Raw genomic sequence first — 18,143 nt, forward strand, 5'->3', positions numbered from 1 at the left:
ATGGCGCAACCCCTACTGCAGGCACGGATCGACATCGACGCATCGCCCGAGGCGGTCTGGGCGCTGGTGTCGGACCTGAGCCTGATGCCCAAGTGGAGCCCTCAGTGCAAGCTGATGAAGGTCTTCGGGCCGCTGCGCCCCGGCGCCAGGACCGTCAACGTCAACCGCCGCAACTACCTGTTCTGGCCGACGACCAGCCGCATCACCGAGGTCGTGCCGGAGCGCAAGCTGGCGTTCCGCGTCAACGAGAACAACACCGTCTGGAGCTACGAACTGGAGCCGACCGCCACCGGCACCCGGCTGACCGAGAGCAGGCACGCCGAGAACGGCGTGAAGCCGGTATCGAACCTGTTGGTCAACACCGTGATGGGTGGAGTACCGAACTTCGAAGTGGAGTTGGTCGACGGGATGAACGCATCCCTCAGCCGCATCAAGGCGGCCGCCGAGAATTAGCCCTCGACGGGCTCAGGCTCGGGCTCGGCGGGCTGGGTGAGATCGATGACGCCGTCGTCGAAGGGCTCGAACATGGGCGAGCCGATCGTGGCCGGCTGCGGCGTGTCGGAATGCGCGCCGCACCCGTACTCACTGGCGACGACGTGGCCGTCGGCCGACATCTCGTTGGCGCAGACACCGAACAGCGTGCCGAGCGAACCCGTCAGCGACAGGTAGTAGGCACAGTCGCGGCACACCTTGCGGGTGGCGCGGGCCATCGCCGACCCGGGTCCGTAGTCACCGTCGTTCCAGCGTTCTGCCGCTTCGATGCGACCCCACTGGCTGAGCACCTGGCGCTTGCCGAGGCCCACCTCAGCCGCCAGCTCGTCGAGTTCTTCGTCGCCAGACGACATGTAGCCCGGCACCAGGCGGGGGTCGTCGGTCGGGGTGGCCAGCAGATCGCCAGGGCTCAGATCGCCCGGCTGGATGCGTTCCTGCCACGGCACCCACTGCGGCGCCAGCAGCGCCGTCGGGCCCGGGACCAGGACGACTTCGCTGATCGTGGCGTGATCGGCACCCGGATACGCGGCGACGACCACCGCCCACTGCCAGCCCTGGTATCCGGGCATCGCGGCGAGGAATCGGTGCGTCGCGGCGTACGGATCCTCGAAGGCGGCACCGAGGTACTCGCCGACCAAACCCTCTGCCGCGTCGCCGCCCTCGAATTCGACGATCGCCGAGCGCGCATCGTCGACCGCACCCATGAGCACGACGGCGACTTCTGCCGACGGCTCCGGATGTTCGGTCTCGAGGTTCTGGGTGGGTTCGATCATGCTGTCCATCACCCCTAATACTGCCTGACGACCCTGGAGCAAAGCCACACCGGCTGCCCTGCGGGCAGTGGTACCTCCCATGGGGAACAATCAGGGACGTGGATGACTCGCGAGACCCCCGCTACCATCCGCCGCGTCCACCCGGCGGTCATCGCGGTGAGCATCCCGGCATGGCGAACTACCCGAGCAGCCCGTCGAGCCCCCGCCAACCGAGCGCCAACCGGTGGCTGCCACCCATCGAGGACCGTCAACGCCCTCGGGACGACGACGCATCCGAACCTGGGATCGGAGCGGACGCAGGCCGACCGCGGGGTGCCGCAGGGCGCGGCCGCGAAATGGGCTCGAAGATGTACGGGCTGTTCCAGAAGGCGGCCACCGCCGACGGCGCGGACAAGTCCGGTCTGACGGCGCTGACCTATCCGGTGATGGCCAACTTCGCCGCCGACTCCGCCATGGCCGTCGCCTTGGCCAACACGTTGTTCTTCGCGGCCGCATCCGGGGAGAGCAAGAGCAAGGTGGCGCTGTACCTCGTCATCACCATCGCCCCGTTCGCGGTCATCGCCCCGTTGATCGGCCCCGCGATCGACCGGCTGCAGCACGGCCGCCGCGTCGCGCTCGCCACCTCGTTCGCCATCCGCACCGCGCTGGCCGTGGTGCTCATCGCCAACTACGACCCCGCCACCGGCAGCTTCCCGCCGTGGGTGCTCTACCCCTGCGCGCTGGGGATGATGGTCCTCTCCAAGTCCTTCAGCGTGCTGCGCAGCGCCGTCACGCCCCGCGTCCTGCCGCCCAGCATCGACCTCGTCCGGGTGAACTCCCGCCTGACCATGTTCGGCTTGCTCGGCGGCACCATCCTCGGCGGCGCGGCGGCGGTGGGCGTCGAGTATCTGTTCGGGCTGTTCCGGCTGCCGGGCGCGCTGTACGTCATCGTCGCCATCACGGTGGTGGGCGCGGCACTGTCGATGCGCATCCCGAAGTGGGTCGAGGTCACCACCGGCGAGGTCCCGACTACGCTGAGCTACCACGGGCCCACCGAACAGTTCGGCCGGCTGCCCGAGTCCGCCGTCACATCCAAGACCCGACAACCGTTGGGCCGCAACATCATCACCTCACTGTGGGGCAACTGCACCATCAAGGTGATGGTCGGCTTCCTGTTCCTCTACCCGGCCTTCGTCGCCAAGTCGCACGACGCCAGCGGCTGGGAACAGCTGCGCATCCTCGGCCTCATCGGCGCCGCCGCGGGCATCGGCAACTTCGTCGGCAACTTCACCGCGGCCCGTCTCCAACTCGGCAATCCGTCGCGGCTGGTGGTCCGGGCGGCCACCGCGGTCACCCTCATGGCGCTGGCGACCGCCGTGTTCGGGAACCTGTACGTCGCCGCCCTGGCCACCCTGATCACCTCGGGGGCCAGCGCCGTCGCGAAGGCGTCCCTGGACGCCTCACTGCAGGACGACCTGCCAGAACAGTCGCGCGCGTCAGCCTTCGGGCGTTCGGAATCACTGCTACAACTCGCGTGGGTCGCGGGAGGAGCCATGGGCGTGCTGATCTACACCGACCTCTGGGTCGGGTTCACCGCGATCACCGCGCTGCTCATCCTCGGGCTCGCGCAGACCCTGGTGAGCAACAGCGGCGACTCGCTGATCCCCGGGCTCGGCGGCAACCGGCCCGTGTTCGCCGAGCAGGAGAGCCGCGGCACGGCCTCGGCGGTGCGCGAATGAAGCGCGTCGCAATCGTCCTCGCGTGCGTAACGCTGGTGGCGTCGCTGCTCACCGGCGCCCTGGTGTGGCAGCTCAGCCGCGCCCCTCACCCGAAGCATCCCGAGATCAGCGCCTACACCCGCGAACAACTGGTGCGGGTGGGCCCCTACCGGTACTGCGACGTCTTCGTCATCACCAACTGCGACATCCCGAAGACGGTCGGCACGCTGGTGGTGAACTGGCGAGACCCCGTCCAACTGTCGGTCCCGCCCGCCATCGCCAGGGCACCGTGGGTACTGATCCGCGCCTACGAGGGCGACGCCGAGCCTGCCGTCTCGGAATTCCGGCCCAACGCCACTCTGGCGGTCACCATCCCGACGGTCGACCCTCGGCGCGGCCGGTTGACCGGTATCGCGGTTCAGCTGCCAACGCTGGTGCGCGACGCGCAGAACAACGAGTTCCCGTGGCCGCACGCCGAGTGGTCGATCGCCACGGTCTGGCCCTAGAAGACCTGGTCGACCTGCTCGCCGTCGCGAGGCGGCCCTGGCGGCGTACCGTCACCGAACGGCTTGCCACCCAACGCTTCCCGGCCGTGCGGAGTCAGCCAGTTGGCCAGGTCCGGACCCTTCGGCACCACCCTGGTCGGGTTGATGTCGGCGTGCACGACGTAGTAGTGCGTCTTGATCTGCGCGAAGTCGACGGTGTCGCCGAACCCAGGGGTCTGAAAGAGGTCGCGGGCGTAGGCCCACAACACGGGCAGCTCGGCGAGCTTTTGGCGGTTGCACTTGAAGTGCCCGTGGTAGACGGGATCGAACCTGGCGAGGGTGGTGAACAGCCGGACGTCGGCCTCTGTGATGGTGTCGCCCACCAGGAAGCGTTGCCCGGCAAGCCTTTCCGACAGCCAGTCCAACGCGGTGAACAGTCGGTCGTAGGCGCTGTCGTAGGCGTCCTGCGATCCGGCGAACCCACACCGGTACACGCCGTTGTTCACCTCGGTGTAGATGCGCTGTGCCACCTCGTCGATCTCCGCCCGCAGCGGCTCCGGGTACAGCTGAGGTGCGCCGGGGCGGTGGTACTCGGTCCACTCCGTGGACAGGTCGAGGGTCAGCTGCGGGAAGTCGTTGGTGACGACGGCACCCGTCGGCACGTCCACGATGGCCGGCACCGTGATGCCCTTCGAATAGTCCGGGAATCTGGCGAAGTAGGCGTCTTGCAGCCGCGGGATCTGCAGGACCGGATCCACACCGCCGGGGTCCAGATCGAAGGTCCAGCTGCGCTCGTCGTGCGTCGGCCCGCAAAACCCAATGGACAGAACGTCTTCCAGGCCCAGCAGGCGCCGAACGATGATCGCTCGGTTGGCCCACGGGCAGGCCCTGGCCACCACCAGTCGGTAGCGGCCGGGTTCCACCGGGTACCCGTCGCGGCCGTCGGCCGTGATGCGGGTCTCGATGTACTTGGTGTCGCGGTTGAAGTCGCCCTCGGGGTTGACGTAGCTCACGGGCACCAGTGTTCCCCACCGAGAGTGAAGACATGCGCGACATCCGGGCCAGAACTCGAGAACGAGTTCACTCTCGCCGCTGCCGATGGAACCGACGGGCACACCCAGTGCGTCGAAACGGTGATGCGACCATTTCTGGGGACCGAAGCGCTGGCGGCTGGCACGGTGAACCGATATCAGTTGGCGACGCGGTACACGTCCATGCATCGCAACGTGTACATGCCGGCCGGCGGGGAACCGACGGCGAGCGATCGCGCCGTCGCGGCCTGGCTGTGGTCGGGGCGCCAGGCGACGGCCGCGGGCCTGTCAGCCGCCGCCCTCCATGGCTCGAAGTGGATCGACTCCCGACTGCCCGCCGAACTCATCCACACCAGTCGTCATCACACGCAGGGGATCGTGCTTCACGGAGACCGCCTGGCTGACGACGAATCCTGCAGCGCCGGGGGCATCACGGTGACTACACCCGCGCGAACGGCCTTCGACCTGGCCAGGAAGCCCGGGCTGACCGAGGCGGTAGTACGGCTAGACGCACTGATGCAGGCGACGGGCCTCGAGATGCCCGACGTAGCGCAGCTTGCCGACCGGCATGCTGGCGCCCGCGGAATTCGGCAACTGCGACAGGCGATCACCCTTGCGGACGACGGCGCCGAGTCCCCACAAGAAACCCGCACCCGCCTCGTCCTCACTTCGGCCGGCCTCCGCCCGACACACACCCAGATCGAGGTCTACGACCCATCCGGTTACTTCGTCGGACGAATCGACATGGGTTGGCGCGAGCACCTGGTCGGCGTCGAATACGACGGCGTCCACCACTGGACCGACCCCGTACAGAGGAGACGCGACATCGATCGCATCGCCGAACTCGAGGCGTTGGGATGGCGCATCGTCCGCGTGAGTTCCGACATGCTGCACCGTCGCCCGCACGTCGTCGTCGACCGCACCCTCAACGCACTTCGGGCAGCGGGTTACCAGACGCCGAACGTGAAGTCGTTTGCGTACTTTCGATGAATCGTCGAGCGCGAGTTCACACTCGGCGAGGAACGTCAGGCGTCGAGCTCCTGCGCGACGGCCTTGACCACCTCGGAGATGCGACGCGCGGTCTTGCGGTCGGGGTACTTGCCCTTGCGCAGCTCCGGCTGAACGGATCCCTCGAGAAGGGTGATCATGTCCTCGACCATGCCGTGCAGCTCGTCGGGGGTGTGCTTGTGCTCGGGGGTCGACGCCTCCCGACGTGCGCGAGCAACGCTTGGGGGCGGTTCGATCACCTTGAGACTCAACGCCTGCGGGCCGCGGCGTCCGGCGGCGATGCCGAACTCGACCTTCTGGCCCGCCTTGAGCTCCTGGACTCCGGCCGGAAGCGCGGAGGACCCCACGTAGACGTCCTCACCCTCCTCCTGGGACACGAAGCCGAAGCCCTTCTCGGCGCTGTACCACTTCACCTTGCCGGTCGGCACTGGTCTCACCCGCTCGTTTCGCAATGAACGCGTCCCACTCGTGCGGGACGCGAATGCCATGATCCTACAAGGACGCCACCTGCAGCCGTTACTGCTCGACCACCTGTCGGTAGGCTGGGAGCCACCGCTGGAGGAGACATGCGCTTAATACTGAACGTCATCTGGTTGATCTTCGGCGGCCTCTGGCTGGCACTCGGATACTTCCTGGCCGGAATTCTCTGCTTCATCCTGATCGTCACCATCCCGTTTGGTTTCGCGGCGTTCCGCATCGGGGTCTACGCCCTGTGGCCGTTCGGCCAGACCGTCGTCGACAAGCCGGGAGCGGGCGCCGGCGCCATGATCGGCAACGTGATCTGGGTGGTGCTGTGCGGCATTTGGCTGGCGATCGGGCACGTCGTCACGGCGGTCGCCATGGCGATCACGATCATCGGCATCCCCCTCGCGATAGCCAATCTGAAGCTCATCCCGGTGTCGCTGTTTCCCCTCGGCAAGGAGATCGTGCCGACGACGAAGGGCGTCTTCGCGTGACGGGTACGGCCCTCGGCATGCCGTCGGTGCGGCAGGCGGTACCCGTCGGCGCACCGTCGGACGGACCGCTGCTCGACACGTTCGGCAGGGCCGCGACCGATCTGCGGGTCTCGCTGACCGACCGGTGCAATCTGCGCTGCACCTATTGCATGCCCGCCGAAGGCCTCGACTGGCTGCCCGGCGACGATCTCCTGAACGCCGACGAGCTCTCCCGGCTCCTGACCATCGCCGTCACCCGGCTCGGCATCACCAACGTCCGGTTCACCGGCGGGGAACCCCTGCTGTCACGAAACCTCGAGGGCGCCATCGCCGCGGCGACGTCACTGCTGCCCCGCCCGCAGACCGCTGTCACCACCAACGGCATCGGCTTGGTGCGTCGCGCGGCTGCACTCAAGGCCGCCGGCCTCGACCGGGTGAACGTCTCGCTGGACACCGTGAACCCCGAGCACTTCGCCCGCATCACCAGGCGCGACCGGCTCCGTGACGTCCTGGCCGGCCTGGCCGCGGCGGCCGAGGTCGGGCTGTCGCCGGTGAAGGTCAACGCCGTGCTCGATCCGGTGACCGGACTCGACGACGCCGTCGCACTCCTGCGCTTCTGCCTGGACCACGGCTATCAACTGCGCATCATCGAGCAGATGCCGCTGGACGCGGGCCATCAGTGGCAGCGCGACAAGACGATCGACGCGGACCTGATCCTGAGCACGCTGCGCCGCGAGTTCGACCTGGTGCCCGACCCCGCCCCGCGCGGTTCTGCGCCTGCCCAGCTGTGGCGGGTCGACGGTGGCCTTGGCACGGTCGGCGTGATCGCGTCGGTCTCGGACGCGTTCTGCAGTGCGTGTGACCGGACTCGGCTCACCGCCGACGGTCAGGTGCGCAGCTGCCTCTTCTCCCGCGAGGAAACCGACCTGCGGCTGCTGATGCGCCGAGGTGCCGACGACGACGCCGTCGAGGCCGCCTGGCGGGCCGCGATGTGGGCCAAGCCGGCAGGCCATGGGATCAACGATCCCGGCTTCCAACAGCCGGACCGCCCGATGAGCGCCATCGGCGGTTGAGGATGGACGTGAAGGTGCGTTACTTCGCCGCCGCGCGCGCCGCCGCAGGGGTGGACGCCGAGACCTTGTCGTTGGGCCAGGGGGCGACGGTGTCCGACCTCCTCACCACCCTGCGGACGCGCGGTGCCACTCTGTCCGCCGTGCTCGACCGGTGTTCGTTCCTGTGCGACGAAATCGCAGTGCGCGACGTCCACAAGCCGCTCCGAACAAACCAGACGGTCGATGTATTACCGCCCTTCGCGGGCGGATAAGAGTGATATGCGTCACATAACGGAATGATCACAAATTGTCACACGCGCTGTTCACCGCGCGGATTCCCTGCGTAAACGTCACGCCGTGCTGCCGTTTTAACGTTCTCACAAGATTTGCTGAGCACCGAAACTCCGCCACCCACCAAAGGTGCTGAAAGTCGAAGTACCCATTACCGTCCTATTCCAAGCCATTCGACCCCAATCGTGGCCCGCCATGCCTAGTTACGCCGAGCTCCATCCGTTGGGCATGGTCAAGACCTACCTCAGGGATGGAGGCGGGGGACCCACCGGTCCACCGATATACAGGACTCGGAGTCACGTGCGAAGCGCGAGATTCCTTGGGGTGAAGCCGAAAGCCGCGAGGCCAAGGCCGGGCAACCTCTCAAGCCCGAACCCGACAGCTGACCTCGTAGGCGTGGACGAGAGGACTTTCTACACCCATGAGTGGACGGCATCGCAAAACCCCCAGTTCGGCAGTAAACGTCGCCAAGATCGCCTTCACCGGCGCCGTGCTCGGCACGGGCGGCCTAGCCCTCGCCGGACACGCAAGTGCCGCGACCGACGGCGAGTGGGACCGAGTCGCCGGTTGTGAATCCGGCGGAAACTGGGCCATCAACACCGGCAACGGCTACCAGGGCGGGCTGCAGTTCTCCCCCGGTACCTGGTCCGGCCACGGAGGCGGCGAATACGCCCCCGCTGCCCACTTGGCCAGCAAGGACGAGCAGATCGCCGTCGCGGAGCGCGTCCTGGCCACTCAGGGCCGCGGAGCGTGGCCCGTATGCGGGCGCGGGCTCTCCAGCTCCACCCCGCGCAACGTCGTCGCCGACGCCGCCCCTCTGGACAACCCCGATCTCGGCGGAGACGTTCCCCCGCCCCCGGCAGATGCCGCCCCGCTCGACGCGCCACTCCCCCCGCCGCCGCCAGTCGACGAACTGCCTCCGCCGCCCCCGGTCGACGCCGCAGCTCCCCTCGACGCACCGCTGCCTCCCCCGCCCCCCGCCGAGGAACTGCCGCCGCCACCCGCGCCGGACCAGGCCGTGACCGTCGGCTTCGACGCACCGGCACCGCCGGCGCCGGTCGACGAACTGCCTCCGCCGCCGCCGGTAGACGCCGTGGCCCCCCTCGACGCACCAATGCCCGCGCCGGCCGACGCACCGATGCCTCCGCCGCTGCCGCCAGGCCTCGGCCCGCTGAAGCTCGATCAGGCCATCCCCGCGGTCAGCGTCTCCGACTGGGACGCCGCCCCCGAGGGCGCCGCACCCGCCGGTGATCCGCAGGCCTGGGCACTGCACGGGGCACCGCTGCCGCAGGATCCGGTCTTCCCGGAGCCCGCACCGCTGCCCGCACCGGATGCCGCTGCCCCGCCCGCCGTCGACGCGCCTGCCCCGATCGTCGACCCGGCCGCCCCCGCACCGCTTGCCGCCGATCCGTCGGTGCTCCCGCCCAACGGCATTCCTCACCTCGCCAGCCCGGACGCACCGCCGCCAGGGGCGACGATGGATCCCAACGCCGCAGGCCCCGCCGACAGCCCCAACACGAGCTACCTCAAGGACCTGTGGCAAGCGGTCCAGAACCACGACATCAGTGGCAAGGAAGCTCTCATCGTCGGGCTGTCGCAGCGCGGCATGAACACGCCGATCCCGGCGCAGGCGCCCGGCCCCAACGTGCCGACCGGCCCCGTGCCAGCTCCAGTCGATCCGGCCCTGCCGGCACCTGCTCCCGCTCCCGGTGACCCGGCTCTCCTGGTCCCCGCTCCGGCCCCGGCTCCGGTCAACTAAGGCCCAGGGCTAGGCCGAACCGACCCACTCGTCGGATCCGTCGACGAACAGTTGGTGCTTCCACACGGGCAGGCGCGCCTTGACCGTGTCCACCAACAGCGCGCACGTCTCGAACGCCGCTCTGCGGTGATCGGCGGCGACGGCTGCCACCAGCGCCGCGTCACCGATGTCGAGCGTGCCGACGCGGTGGCTCACGGCGATCGCTCGCACGCCCTGGCAGTCCCTGGCGACCTCGGCGGCCACTTCGGCAAGTATCTGGTTGGCCGTCGGATGCGCGGAGTACTCGAGTCTGGTCACCGACCGGCCGCCGTCGTGGTCGCGGACCGCGCCGACGAAGCCGACGACGGCCCCTGCCGCCCGGTGCACGACGAGTGCTTCGTGCTCGGCGAGGTCGATCGCCTGGTCGCTCAGTTCGGCCCGCAGCACGATCGCGCTCATGGGGTGTGGTCTCCTCCGCCGAGTTGATCGAGGGCGTGCTCGAGCACGTCGGCCAGCACCCCGAGTCCGTCCTTCACGCCGCCGGGTGATCCCGGCAGGTTGACGATCAGTGTGCCGTCGCGCACACCGCAGACCCCGCGGGACAGTACCGAGGTGGGTACGTGCGGCAGGCCCGACCGCCGGATTGCGTCGGCCAGGCCGGGGATTTCGAAGTCGACGATCGCGGCCGTCGCGTCGGCTGTCCCGTCGGTCGGCGAGATGCCGGTGCCGCCGGAGGTCAGAATCAGGTCGACCTTCTCGCCGAGTGCGGTCCACAGTGCGCGGGTCACCGCCAGTCCGTCGGCGACCACGTGCGGTGGGGTGACGTCGTATCCGCGAGCTGTCAGCCACGCCACGATGACCGGGCCGGTGCGGTCGTCGTAGACGCCGTTGGCCGCGCGCGTGGACGCGATGATCACGCGTGCCGACCGCGTCACTGCTGGTCCCGCTCCCAGTGACCCGTCTTGCCGCCGTCCTTGCGCACCACCGCGATGGCGTCGATCGTCGCGGCAGGGTCGACGGCCTTGAGCATGTCGTAGAGCGTGAGGGCTGCGACGCTGACCGCGGTCAGCGCCTCCATCTCGACGCCGGTGCGGTCGGTGGTGCGAACGGTCGCCGTGATCGTGACTTCCGTTGCGCCGATGGCGAATTCGACGTCGACGCCGGTGAGCGCCAACTGGTGGCACAGGGGAATGAGGTCGCTGGTGCGCTTGGCGGCGAGGATCCCGGCGATCCGGGCCGTCGCCAGCGCATCGCCCTTGGGAAGCCCACCGGTCGCGATCAACTCGACGACGTCGGCGCGGGTTCGCAGGACGCCCGTCGCGACGGCCGTGCGCTTGGTGGCGTCCTTGGCGGTCACGTCGACCATGTGCGCCGCCCCCGATTCGTCCAGGTGCGACAGTCGACCGGGGCGGGCCGTCACGTCTACTTGTTGATGACGGTGACCGGGTGCGTGTACGGCAGGTCCTCGACCGGCAACGGGAACGTCAGTTCGCCGAAGGGCGACAGCGCGCCGGTACGGTCGGCGGCGAGCTCGCTGACCGCGTGGTCACCGTCGGCGCTCACGGGCCAGCCGTTGTCGACGTAGTGGTTCTTCTGCGATTTCTTGTCGGCCACGTTCACATTGTGGCAGGCGGTGAGCGCGCTGGCGAGACCGGCGTCTGAGGCCACCTGGCCTACGCTGGTAACCAATGTCCGAATCAGCTCGTGTCGTGCCGTTGGGCGCCTGGCTGGACGAGCTGACCGACGGTGAGCTCGTCCGCCTGTTCGAGCTGCGTCCGGATCTCGCCCAACCCCCGCCCGGCTCCATCTCCGCGCTGGCCGCCAGGGCGCAGGCCAGGCAATCGGTGAAGGCCGCGACCGACGGCCTCGACTTCTTGGCACTGGCGACGCTCGACGCACTGCTGGTCCTGAAGGCCGACAGTGGTGGCGTCCCCATGGCCGCGCTGACGGAGCTGATCGGCGACCGGGCGGATCCAGACGACGTGGCCACCGCCCTCGACAACCTGCGGGCGCGCGCGCTGGCGTGGGGCGACGCGGCGATCCGGGTGACACCGGAGTGCGCCGCTGGCCTTCCTTGGCATCCGGGCCAAGTCACCCTCGAGGCCGACGGACCCGACGCGGCGCGCATCGCCGAACTGGTGGACGAGGTCGACGGTCCGCAGCGCGAACTGCTGGAGCGGCTCGTCGACGGGTCACCGATCGGGCGCACCCGCGACGCGGCCCAGGGCACCCCCGCCGACCGGCCGGTTCAACGGCTGCTGGCGATGGGGCTGTTGCGCCACGTCGACGAGGACACCGTGATCCTGCCGCGCCTCGTCGGGCAGGTGATGCGCGGCGAAGCGCCGGGCCCCCTCGGGCTGACGCCACCGAATCCGGCCACGTCGTCGACGTCGGTGGCCGACGTGGACGCGGCCGCGGCCGGGTCCGCCATTGATCTGCTCCGCGAAGTGGACGTCGTACTCGACGCGCTGTCCACTGCGCCGATCCCCGAACTCCGCAGCGGCGGCCTCGGCGTCCGCGAACTGAAGCGCCTCAGCAAGACCACCGGGATAGCCGACGACCGGCTCGGCCTCATCCTCGAGGTGGCCTCGGCGGCGGGCTTGATCGCGGCGGGCATTCCCGAGCCGGATCCGCTCGACGGCACCGGGCCATATTGGGCGCCGACGCTGGCCGCCGACCGCTTCGTCGAATCCTCCAACGCCGTGCGATGGAACCTGATCGCCTCGGCCTGGCTGGACCTTCCGGCTCGGCCCGGTCTCGTCGGCGAACGCGGACCCGACGGCAAACCCTATGCGGTGCTGTCGGATTCGCTGTACTCGACGGCGGCGCCGCTGGATCGCCGACTGCTGTTGGCCACGCTCGCCGACCTGCCTCCTGGCACGGGCGTCGACGCGGCGGGGGCCTCGGCCGCCATGACGTGGCGGCGGCCGCGCTGGGCCGCCCGCCTTCAGCTCAAGCCGGTCGCCGACCTGGTCGCCGAAGCCCATGCCGTCGGCGCGATCGGCAGGGGTGCGATCGCCACCCCGAGCCGCCATCTGCTGACATCAGAGCCGGAGGACGTCGTCGTCGCGGCGATGACCAAGGTGCTGCCCGCGCCGATCGACCACTTCCTGTTGCAAGCCGACCTGACCGTCGTGGTCCCCGGTCCGCTGGATCGTGGCTTGGCCGAACAACTTTCGGTCGTGGCGAACGTCGAGTCGGCTGGCGCCGCGATGGTGTACCGGATTAGCGAGCAGACAGTCCGTCGCGCCCTCGACACCGGTCTCAGCGCCAGCGAGCTGCACGGGCTGTTCGCCCGTCACTCGAAAACACCTGTACCGCAAGGCTTGACGTACCTGATCGACGACGTGGCGCGCCGCCACGGCCAGCTCAGGGTCGGCATGGCGGCGTCGTTCGTCCGCTGCGAGGACCCCGCGCTGCTGACTCAAGCCATCTCCGCTCCGGCGCTCGAGAAGCTGGACATCCGGGCCTTGGCCCCGACCGTCGCCGTGTCGATGTCGCCGATCAACGACCTGCTCGCCGCCCTACGGACCGCGGGCTTCGCCCCCGCCGCGGAGGATTCGTCGGGCACCATCGTGGACGTCAAGTCGCGCGGGGCGCGGGTGCCGACTCCCGGCCGCAGGCGCGGCTACCGCCCACCGCAGGGGCCGACGGCCCAGACACTGGGTGCGATCGTCGCCGTGCTGCGCAAGATGACCGGCTCCCCGGCCGACGGGTCCCGCCTCGACCCGGCGGAGGCGATGGCGCAGCTGCACGGCGCCGCGCACCGGCAGGAGTCGGTGGTCATCGGCTACGTCGACCCCGCGGGGGTCGCCACCCAACGCGTCGTCGCCCCGATCAACGTCCGGGGCGGCCAGCTCACCGCCTACGATTCGGCCGCAGGCCGGGTGCGCGACTTCGCGATCCACCGCGTGACGTCGGTCATGTCGGCGGAGCCGGGATAATGGGTGGGATGACCGAGCAGCGACAAGCGAAGCGAGATCCTGCATGACCGAAGGCCCACTGATCGTCCAGTCCGACAAGACGGTGCTGCTCGAGGTCGACCACGAGCTTGCGGGCGCGGCGCGGGCGGCCATCGCACCGTTCGCCGAGCTGGAGCGCGCACCAGAACACATCCACACCTACCGCATCACGCCGCTGGCCCTGTGGAACGCGCGCGCGGCCGGTCACGACGCCGAGCAGGTCGTCGACGCATTGGTGTCCTTCTCGCGGTACTCGGTGCCGCAGCCGCTGCTGGTCGACATCGTCGACACGATGGCGCGCTACGGCCGCCTGCAGCTGGTGAAGAGCCCGGTGCACGGGCTGGTGCTGGTCAGCCTCGACCGCGCGGTTCTCGAAGAGGTGCTGCGCAACAAGAAGATCGCCCCCATGCTTGGTGCGCGCATCGATGACGACACCGTCATCGTGCACGCCAGCGACCGCGGAAACATCAAGCAGATTCTTCTCAAGATCGGCTGGCCCGCGGAGGATCTGGCCGGCTACGTCGACGGCGAGGCCCACCCCATCGAGCTGGCGCAGGACGGCTGGGTGCTGCGCGACTACCAGCAGATGGCCACCGACTCGTTCTGGGCGGGCGGCTCGGGTGTCGTCGTGCTGCCGTGCGGCGCGGGCAAGACGATCGTCGGCGCCGCGGCGATGGCCAAGGCAGGCGCGACGACGCTGATCCTGGTCACCAACACCGTCGCAGGCAGGCAGTGGAAGCGCGAGCTGATTGCCCGCACCTCGCTGACCGAAGAGGAGATCGGGGAGTACTCCGGCGAACGCAAGGAGGTGCGCCCCGTCACGATCGCGACGTATCAGGTGATCACGCGTCGCACCAAGGGTGAGTACAAGCACCTCGAGCTGTTCGACAGCCGCGACTGGGGCCTGATCATCTACGACGAGGTGCACCTGTTGCCCGCCCCGGTCTTCCGGATGACGGCCGATCTGCAGTCGCGCCGCCGACTCGGGCTGACGGCCACCCTGATCCGCGAGGACGGCCGCGAGGGAGACGTCTTCAGCCTCATCGGCCCCAAGCGTTACGACGCGCCGTGGAAGGACATCGAGGCCCAAGGCTGGATCGCCCCGGCCGAGTGCATCGAGGTCCGCGTCACGATGACCGAGAACGAGCGGATGATCTACGCGACGGCCGAGCCCGAGGAGCGCTACAAGCTCTGCTCGACGGCGCACACCAAGGTGGCGGTGGTGAAGTCGATCCTGGCCCGCCATCCCGGCGAGCCGACGCTGGTGATCGGTGCGTACCTCGACCAGTTGGAGGAGCTGGGCCGCGAGCTCAACGCGCCGGTGATCCAGGGGTCGACGAAGAACGCCGAACGCGAAGTGTTGTTCGACGCCTTCCGCACGGGTGAGATTCAGACGTTGGTGGTGTCGAAGGTCGCCAACTTCTCGATCGACCTGCCGGAAGCCAGTGTCGCCGTGCAGGTTTCGGGCACGTTCGGGTCACGTCAGGAGGAGGCGCAGCGCTTGGGCCGGCTGCTGCGACCCAAGGCCGACGGCGGCGGTGCGGTCTTCTACTCCGTGGTGTCACGCGACAGCCTCGACGCCGAGTACGCCGCGCACCGCCAGCGGTTCCTCGCCGAACAGGGCTACGGGTACGTCATCAAGGACGCGGACGATCTGCTCGGCCCGGCGATATGACGGTGCGGCGGGTGGTGCCGAATTTGACCGTCGCCGACCTGAACGTCGCCCGCGCCGCATACGTCGAGACATTGGGCCTGACCGAGGTGATGAACCACGGCTGGATCCTCACGCTGGCAGATGACGACGGTCGCCAGATCAGCCTCGTGACGAAAGATCTCACCGCGCCCGTCAACCCCGACGTGTCGGTGGAGGTCGGCGACGTAGACGCCGCCCACGCCGCGGCGGTGTCGGCGGGTTTGGCCATCGTGCACCCGTTGACCGACGAGGAGTGGGGCGTGCGGCGGTTCTTCTTCGAGGATCCGTCGGGCAACGTCGTCAACGTCCTGAGCCACCGTTAGCTCAGCGCCGGGATGACCTCTCGCTCGAAGAGCTCGATGCCCGAACGGTCGTAGGCCGCCTCGGGGAAGTAGAGGATCGCGTACTCGCAGCCGAGGTCACGCAGTCGAGTCAGCCGCTCGATCACCTGCTCCGGGGTGCCGGTGGCCGCGTCGGGCGAGGTGGCGTTGGCGAGCATGGCGTCGACCGCCTCCGGGTCCGCCTTGGTGACCTGGCGTGCCCTGATCCGTTCGACGCGATCGGCCACGTCGGCCTCCGACGTGCCGATGACGGCGTTGAAGTTCGCCGACCGGACGATCGAGCCGTAGTCGGTCCCGACGTTCGCGCAGTGCTCTTCGAGCACCTTCGACTTGTGCTTGAATCCGTCGGGCTCCGAGGTGAAGTTGGTGTACTGCGCATACTTGGCGGCGATCTTCAACGTCACCTTCTCACCGCCGCCGGCAATCCACAGTGGGATGCCGTCCTGCTGCAACGGCTTTGGTGCGACGATCGCGTCGTCGACCTGATAGTGCTTGCCGTCCAGGGTTACTCGGCCGTCACGCCAGGCGTCGCGCATGATCTGCACGCCCTCGTCGAGGCGAGCCAATCGCACACCGGCAGAGGGGAATCCGTAACCGTAGGCGCGCCACTCGTGTTCGTACCAGCCGCCGCCGATGCCCATCTGCACCCGACCGCCCGAGATCACGTCCACCGTGGCGGCCACCTTGGCGAGGTACACCGGATTGCGGTAGCTCATCGCGGTGCACATCTGCCCGAGCTTGACGCGCGTCGTGGTCGCCGCGTACGCCGACATCAACGACCACGCCTCGTGGGTCGCCTCGTCGGTCGGCACCGGGACGGTGTGGAAGTGGTCGTACACCCAGAGTGAATCCCACGCCCCGCCATCGGCGTGGACGGCGAGGTCACGCATGACCTCCCAGTGCCGTTCCGTGGGAATGTCCACCAGATCGAGTCGCCAACCCTGCGGGATGAAGAGTCCGAAGCGCATGAATCCGACTCTAGGCGGTGTCACCGGTCGACGGTGCGCCGTAGTGTCGACCGTGGTGTATGCGTCCGCCGTTCGGCGGTGTCGACGCCGGACGCGGCGAGGGTGGTGGACGACGACGTGGACTCCACCGATCCGTCGGACGCACGGTCCCGTTTCGTCGCCGCGTTGAACAGCCCGCAAGCCGGTCGGAGCGCCCCCTACCAGCTCGCGCACGCCTGCGTGGCGGCACTCCCCGTCGATCGTGCGGCAATAGCCATCCACGTGGACGGCGCGGGCCTCGAAGTGCTGTGCGCCACCGACCCCGTCGCCGAGCACGTCGAGTGGGTGCAGATCACGTTGGGTGAGGGGCCGGGGGTCGACGCGGTGGCCGCGGGCGGCCCCATGACGGTGACCGACATGGCCGATCCGGACGGCTTGTGGCCGACCTTCGCCGCCGAGGCCGTCGAGTTCGGGGTTCGAGCCCTGTATGCCCTGCCGTTGCAGCTGGGGGCCATCCGCGTCGGCGTGCTCGACCTGTACCGCGACGAGGCGGCCGAGTTGGGTTCGAAGGACTTCGCCGACGCGTTGGCCGTCTCCGAGGTCGTGACGGCGGTCCTGCTGGCCGCGGGGGGTGACGGTCGGCTCGGCGAGTCGCTCGGCCCGTGGTGGGACCAGCCGCTGAGCACCAAGGAGATCCATCAGGCCACCGGGATGCTCGTCTCCCAGCTCGACGTCTCCGCCCGCGATGCCTACGTGAGGATGCAGGCGTACGCGTACGCACACCACCGGCTGCTCGACGACGTCGCGCACGCCGTCGTCGACAGGCGACTGCGTTTCGGCCAGGACCCCGACGCCAACCCCGAGGTCGCGCTTCGAAACTGACAGCGCCGGAAGACATGGGCCGCACGGCATGCCGTGGGAAAATTGGTTGGAACGAAGGGAATTGCGATGGATCGCTACGAGCGGCTGGCGAATGCGTTCGTCGGCTTGGCGGACACCCTGGTCGCAGATTACGACGTCATCGAGCTGGCACAGCAGCTCATCGACAGCATCATGACGCTGCTGCCGATCAGCGCGGCGGGCATTCTGCTCGGTGACGCCGCAGGCGTGCTGCACGTGTTCGCGTCGAGCAGCGAGCAGAGCCGGTTGTTGGAGCTACTTCAGGTCGAGGCCGACGTCGGCCCGTGCCTTGACGCCTACCGGACCGGCGAGGCCGTCCACGTTCCGGACCTCGCGGCCAGCTCGTCGACGTGGCCCGTGTTCGCCGAACGCGCGGCGGAGTACCACTACAAGGCGGTCGTTGCGCTGCCCTTGCGGTTGCGCGACGACCGGGTCGGTGCGCTGAACCTGTTCCTCGGTGAGACGGGTCCGATGCAGCAGGCCGACGTCGCCGTTGGGCAGGCCTTGGCCGACGTCGCCACGGTCGGCATCCTCCATCAACGGGTCCTGAGCCGATCCGAACTCGTCAACCAGCAACTGCAGACGGCACTGAACACCCGCCTGATCATCGAGCAGGCGAAGGGCGTGCTCGCCGAACGCGGCTCCGTCGACATGGATCGGGCCTTCAATCTGCTTCGCGCACATGCCCGCCGGACCAACCGCCGGCTCGCCGACCTGTGCCGTGACGTCGTCGACGGCACGTCGACGCGTGACATCCTCGGCCCCTCCGCCTAGCCACGATCGGGAGGTTTGCGACGG

Annotated in this window: 21 protein-coding genes and 1 riboswitch; of the genes, 13 read left to right on the top strand and 8 right to left on the bottom strand. The window is 68.8% G+C overall.

All coding sequences use genetic code 11. From position 1 onward, the window contains the following. Entirely contained in the window at positions 1-453 is a 453-nt protein-coding gene (locus ASD37_RS28860) for an SRPBCC family protein (RefSeq protein ID WP_056560076.1), read from the top strand. Here ASD37_RS28860 and ASD37_RS28865 read toward each other — a convergent pair. Beyond that, positions 450-1,265 carry a DUF3027 domain-containing protein gene (locus ASD37_RS28865; RefSeq protein ID WP_370073101.1) on the bottom strand — a complete coding sequence of 272 codons (816 nt, stop codon included), beginning with the start codon at positions 1,263-1,265 and terminating at the stop codon, positions 450-452. The genes ASD37_RS28860 and ASD37_RS28865 overlap by 4 nt on opposite strands. A gap of 170 nt (positions 1,266-1,435) precedes the next feature. Here ASD37_RS28865 and ASD37_RS28870 point away from each other — a divergent pair, with 170 nt between their 5' ends. Continuing rightward, positions 1,436-2,983, top strand: coding sequence for an MFS transporter (locus ASD37_RS28870; RefSeq protein ID WP_056560080.1), 1,548 nt, complete (start codon positions 1,436-1,438; stop codon positions 2,981-2,983). Then, on the top strand, positions 2,980-3,468 hold the full coding sequence (locus ASD37_RS28875; protein WP_056560089.1) for a DUF2771 domain-containing protein: 489 nt from the start codon (positions 2,980-2,982) through the stop codon (positions 3,466-3,468). The genes ASD37_RS28870 and ASD37_RS28875 overlap by 4 nt, the downstream gene beginning before the upstream one ends. On the opposite strand, the gene ASD37_RS28880 is transcribed toward ASD37_RS28875, so the two are convergent. Beyond that, on the bottom strand, positions 3,465-4,460 hold the full coding sequence (locus ASD37_RS28880; RefSeq protein ID WP_056560767.1) for a glutathione S-transferase family protein: 996 nt from the start codon (positions 4,458-4,460) through the stop codon (positions 3,465-3,467). The genes ASD37_RS28875 and ASD37_RS28880 overlap by 4 nt on opposite strands. Positions 4,461-4,583: 123 nt before the next feature. Here ASD37_RS28880 and ASD37_RS28885 point away from each other — a divergent pair, with 123 nt between their 5' ends. Beyond that, positions 4,584-5,468 carry an endonuclease domain-containing protein gene (locus tag ASD37_RS28885; RefSeq protein ID WP_056560770.1) on the top strand — a complete coding sequence of 295 codons (885 nt, stop codon included), beginning with the start codon at positions 4,584-4,586 and terminating at the stop codon, positions 5,466-5,468. 35 nt (positions 5,469-5,503) lie between these two features. Here ASD37_RS28885 and ASD37_RS28890 read toward each other — a convergent pair whose 3' ends face one another. Then, entirely contained in the window at positions 5,504-5,914 is a 411-nt protein-coding gene (locus ASD37_RS28890) for a cold-shock protein (protein ID WP_056560091.1), read from the bottom strand. Positions 5,915-6,052: 138 nt separating this feature from the next. On the opposite strand from ASD37_RS28890, the gene ASD37_RS28895 reads away from it, so the two are divergent. From ASD37_RS28895 to ASD37_RS28910, 4 genes are all read left to right on the top strand, one after another. Next, the gene (locus ASD37_RS28895) at positions 6,053-6,442 is read left to right on the top strand and encodes a YccF domain-containing protein (RefSeq protein ID WP_056560093.1); all 390 of its coding nucleotides are present in this window, start codon (positions 6,053-6,055) and stop codon (positions 6,440-6,442) included. After that, positions 6,439-7,494, top strand: coding sequence for a GTP 3',8-cyclase MoaA (gene moaA, locus ASD37_RS28900; protein ID WP_056560095.1), 1,056 nt, complete (start codon positions 6,439-6,441; stop codon positions 7,492-7,494). The genes ASD37_RS28895 and moaA overlap by 4 nt, the downstream gene beginning before the upstream one ends. A gap of 2 nt (positions 7,495-7,496) precedes the next feature. Next, complete coding sequence (locus tag ASD37_RS28905) at positions 7,497-7,745, top strand: MoaD/ThiS family protein (protein ID WP_056560096.1); 249 nt, start codon at positions 7,497-7,499, stop codon at positions 7,743-7,745. Between the two features lie 215 nt (positions 7,746-7,960). Continuing rightward, positions 7,961-8,176: riboswitch (cyclic di-AMP (ydaO/yuaA leader) on the top strand. Between the two features lie 9 nt (positions 8,177-8,185). After that, positions 8,186-9,523: a transglycosylase family protein gene (locus tag ASD37_RS28910; RefSeq protein ID WP_056560097.1), complete on the top strand. Its 1,338-nt coding sequence runs from the start codon at positions 8,186-8,188 to the stop codon at positions 9,521-9,523. A 9-nt stretch (positions 9,524-9,532) separates the two neighbouring features. Here ASD37_RS28910 and ASD37_RS28915 read toward each other — a convergent pair whose 3' ends face one another. From ASD37_RS28915 to ASD37_RS28930, 4 genes are read right to left on the bottom strand one after another with little or no spacing between them, the layout of a single operon-like run. Next, a complete protein-coding gene (locus ASD37_RS28915) occupies positions 9,533-9,961 on the bottom strand; it encodes a molybdenum cofactor biosynthesis protein MoaE (RefSeq protein WP_056560098.1) in 429 nt (142 codons plus the stop codon). Next, positions 9,958-10,437, bottom strand: a complete 480-nt coding sequence (locus ASD37_RS28920; protein WP_056560103.1) for a molybdenum cofactor biosynthesis protein B — start codon at positions 10,435-10,437, stop codon at positions 9,958-9,960. Before ASD37_RS28920 ends, ASD37_RS28915 begins: the two co-directional genes overlap by 4 nt. Further along, positions 10,434-10,922, bottom strand: a complete 489-nt coding sequence (moaC, locus tag ASD37_RS28925; protein ID WP_255354953.1) for a cyclic pyranopterin monophosphate synthase MoaC — start codon at positions 10,920-10,922, stop codon at positions 10,434-10,436. Before moaC ends, ASD37_RS28920 begins: the two co-directional genes overlap by 4 nt. Before the next feature lie 2 nt (positions 10,923-10,924). Next, positions 10,925-11,116: a hypothetical protein gene (locus ASD37_RS28930; protein WP_200960029.1), complete on the bottom strand. Its 192-nt coding sequence runs from the start codon at positions 11,114-11,116 to the stop codon at positions 10,925-10,927. A 74-nt stretch (positions 11,117-11,190) separates the two neighbouring features. Here ASD37_RS28930 and ASD37_RS28935 point away from each other — a divergent pair, with 74 nt between their 5' ends. The 3 genes from ASD37_RS28935 to ASD37_RS28945 are packed head-to-tail and all read left to right on the top strand — an operon-like array spanning position 11,191 to position 15,480. Further along, positions 11,191-13,446 (top strand): helicase-associated domain-containing protein, encoded by a 2,256-nt coding sequence (locus ASD37_RS28935; protein ID WP_056560109.1) that lies wholly within the window; start codon positions 11,191-11,193, stop codon positions 13,444-13,446. 43 nt (positions 13,447-13,489) lie between these two features. Further along, positions 13,490-15,139, top strand: coding sequence for a DNA repair helicase XPB (locus ASD37_RS28940; protein ID WP_056560115.1), 1,650 nt, complete (start codon positions 13,490-13,492; stop codon positions 15,137-15,139). Continuing rightward, positions 15,136-15,480, top strand: a complete 345-nt coding sequence (locus ASD37_RS28945) for a VOC family protein (protein ID WP_056560117.1) — start codon at positions 15,136-15,138, stop codon at positions 15,478-15,480. Before ASD37_RS28940 ends, ASD37_RS28945 begins: the two co-directional genes overlap by 4 nt. Here ASD37_RS28945 and ASD37_RS28950 read toward each other — a convergent pair. Then, positions 15,477-16,466 carry an LLM class F420-dependent oxidoreductase gene (locus ASD37_RS28950; RefSeq protein ID WP_056560119.1) on the bottom strand — a complete coding sequence of 330 codons (990 nt, stop codon included), beginning with the start codon at positions 16,464-16,466 and terminating at the stop codon, positions 15,477-15,479. The genes ASD37_RS28945 and ASD37_RS28950 overlap by 4 nt on opposite strands. A 78-nt stretch (positions 16,467-16,544) precedes the next feature. On the opposite strand from ASD37_RS28950, the gene ASD37_RS28955 reads away from it, so the two are divergent. Continuing rightward, entirely contained in the window at positions 16,545-17,327 is a 783-nt protein-coding gene (locus tag ASD37_RS28955) for a GAF and ANTAR domain-containing protein (RefSeq protein ID WP_056560120.1), read from the top strand. Between the two features lie 66 nt (positions 17,328-17,393). Beyond that, the gene (locus ASD37_RS28960; protein WP_056560121.1) at positions 17,394-18,119 is read left to right on the top strand and encodes a GAF and ANTAR domain-containing protein; all 726 of its coding nucleotides are present in this window, start codon (positions 17,394-17,396) and stop codon (positions 18,117-18,119) included. Positions 18,120-18,143: the final 24 nt, after the last annotated feature.

The sequence above is a fragment of the Mycobacterium sp. Root135 genome (assembly GCF_001426545.1).
Classification (GTDB): domain Bacteria; phylum Actinomycetota; class Actinomycetes; order Mycobacteriales; family Mycobacteriaceae; genus Mycobacterium.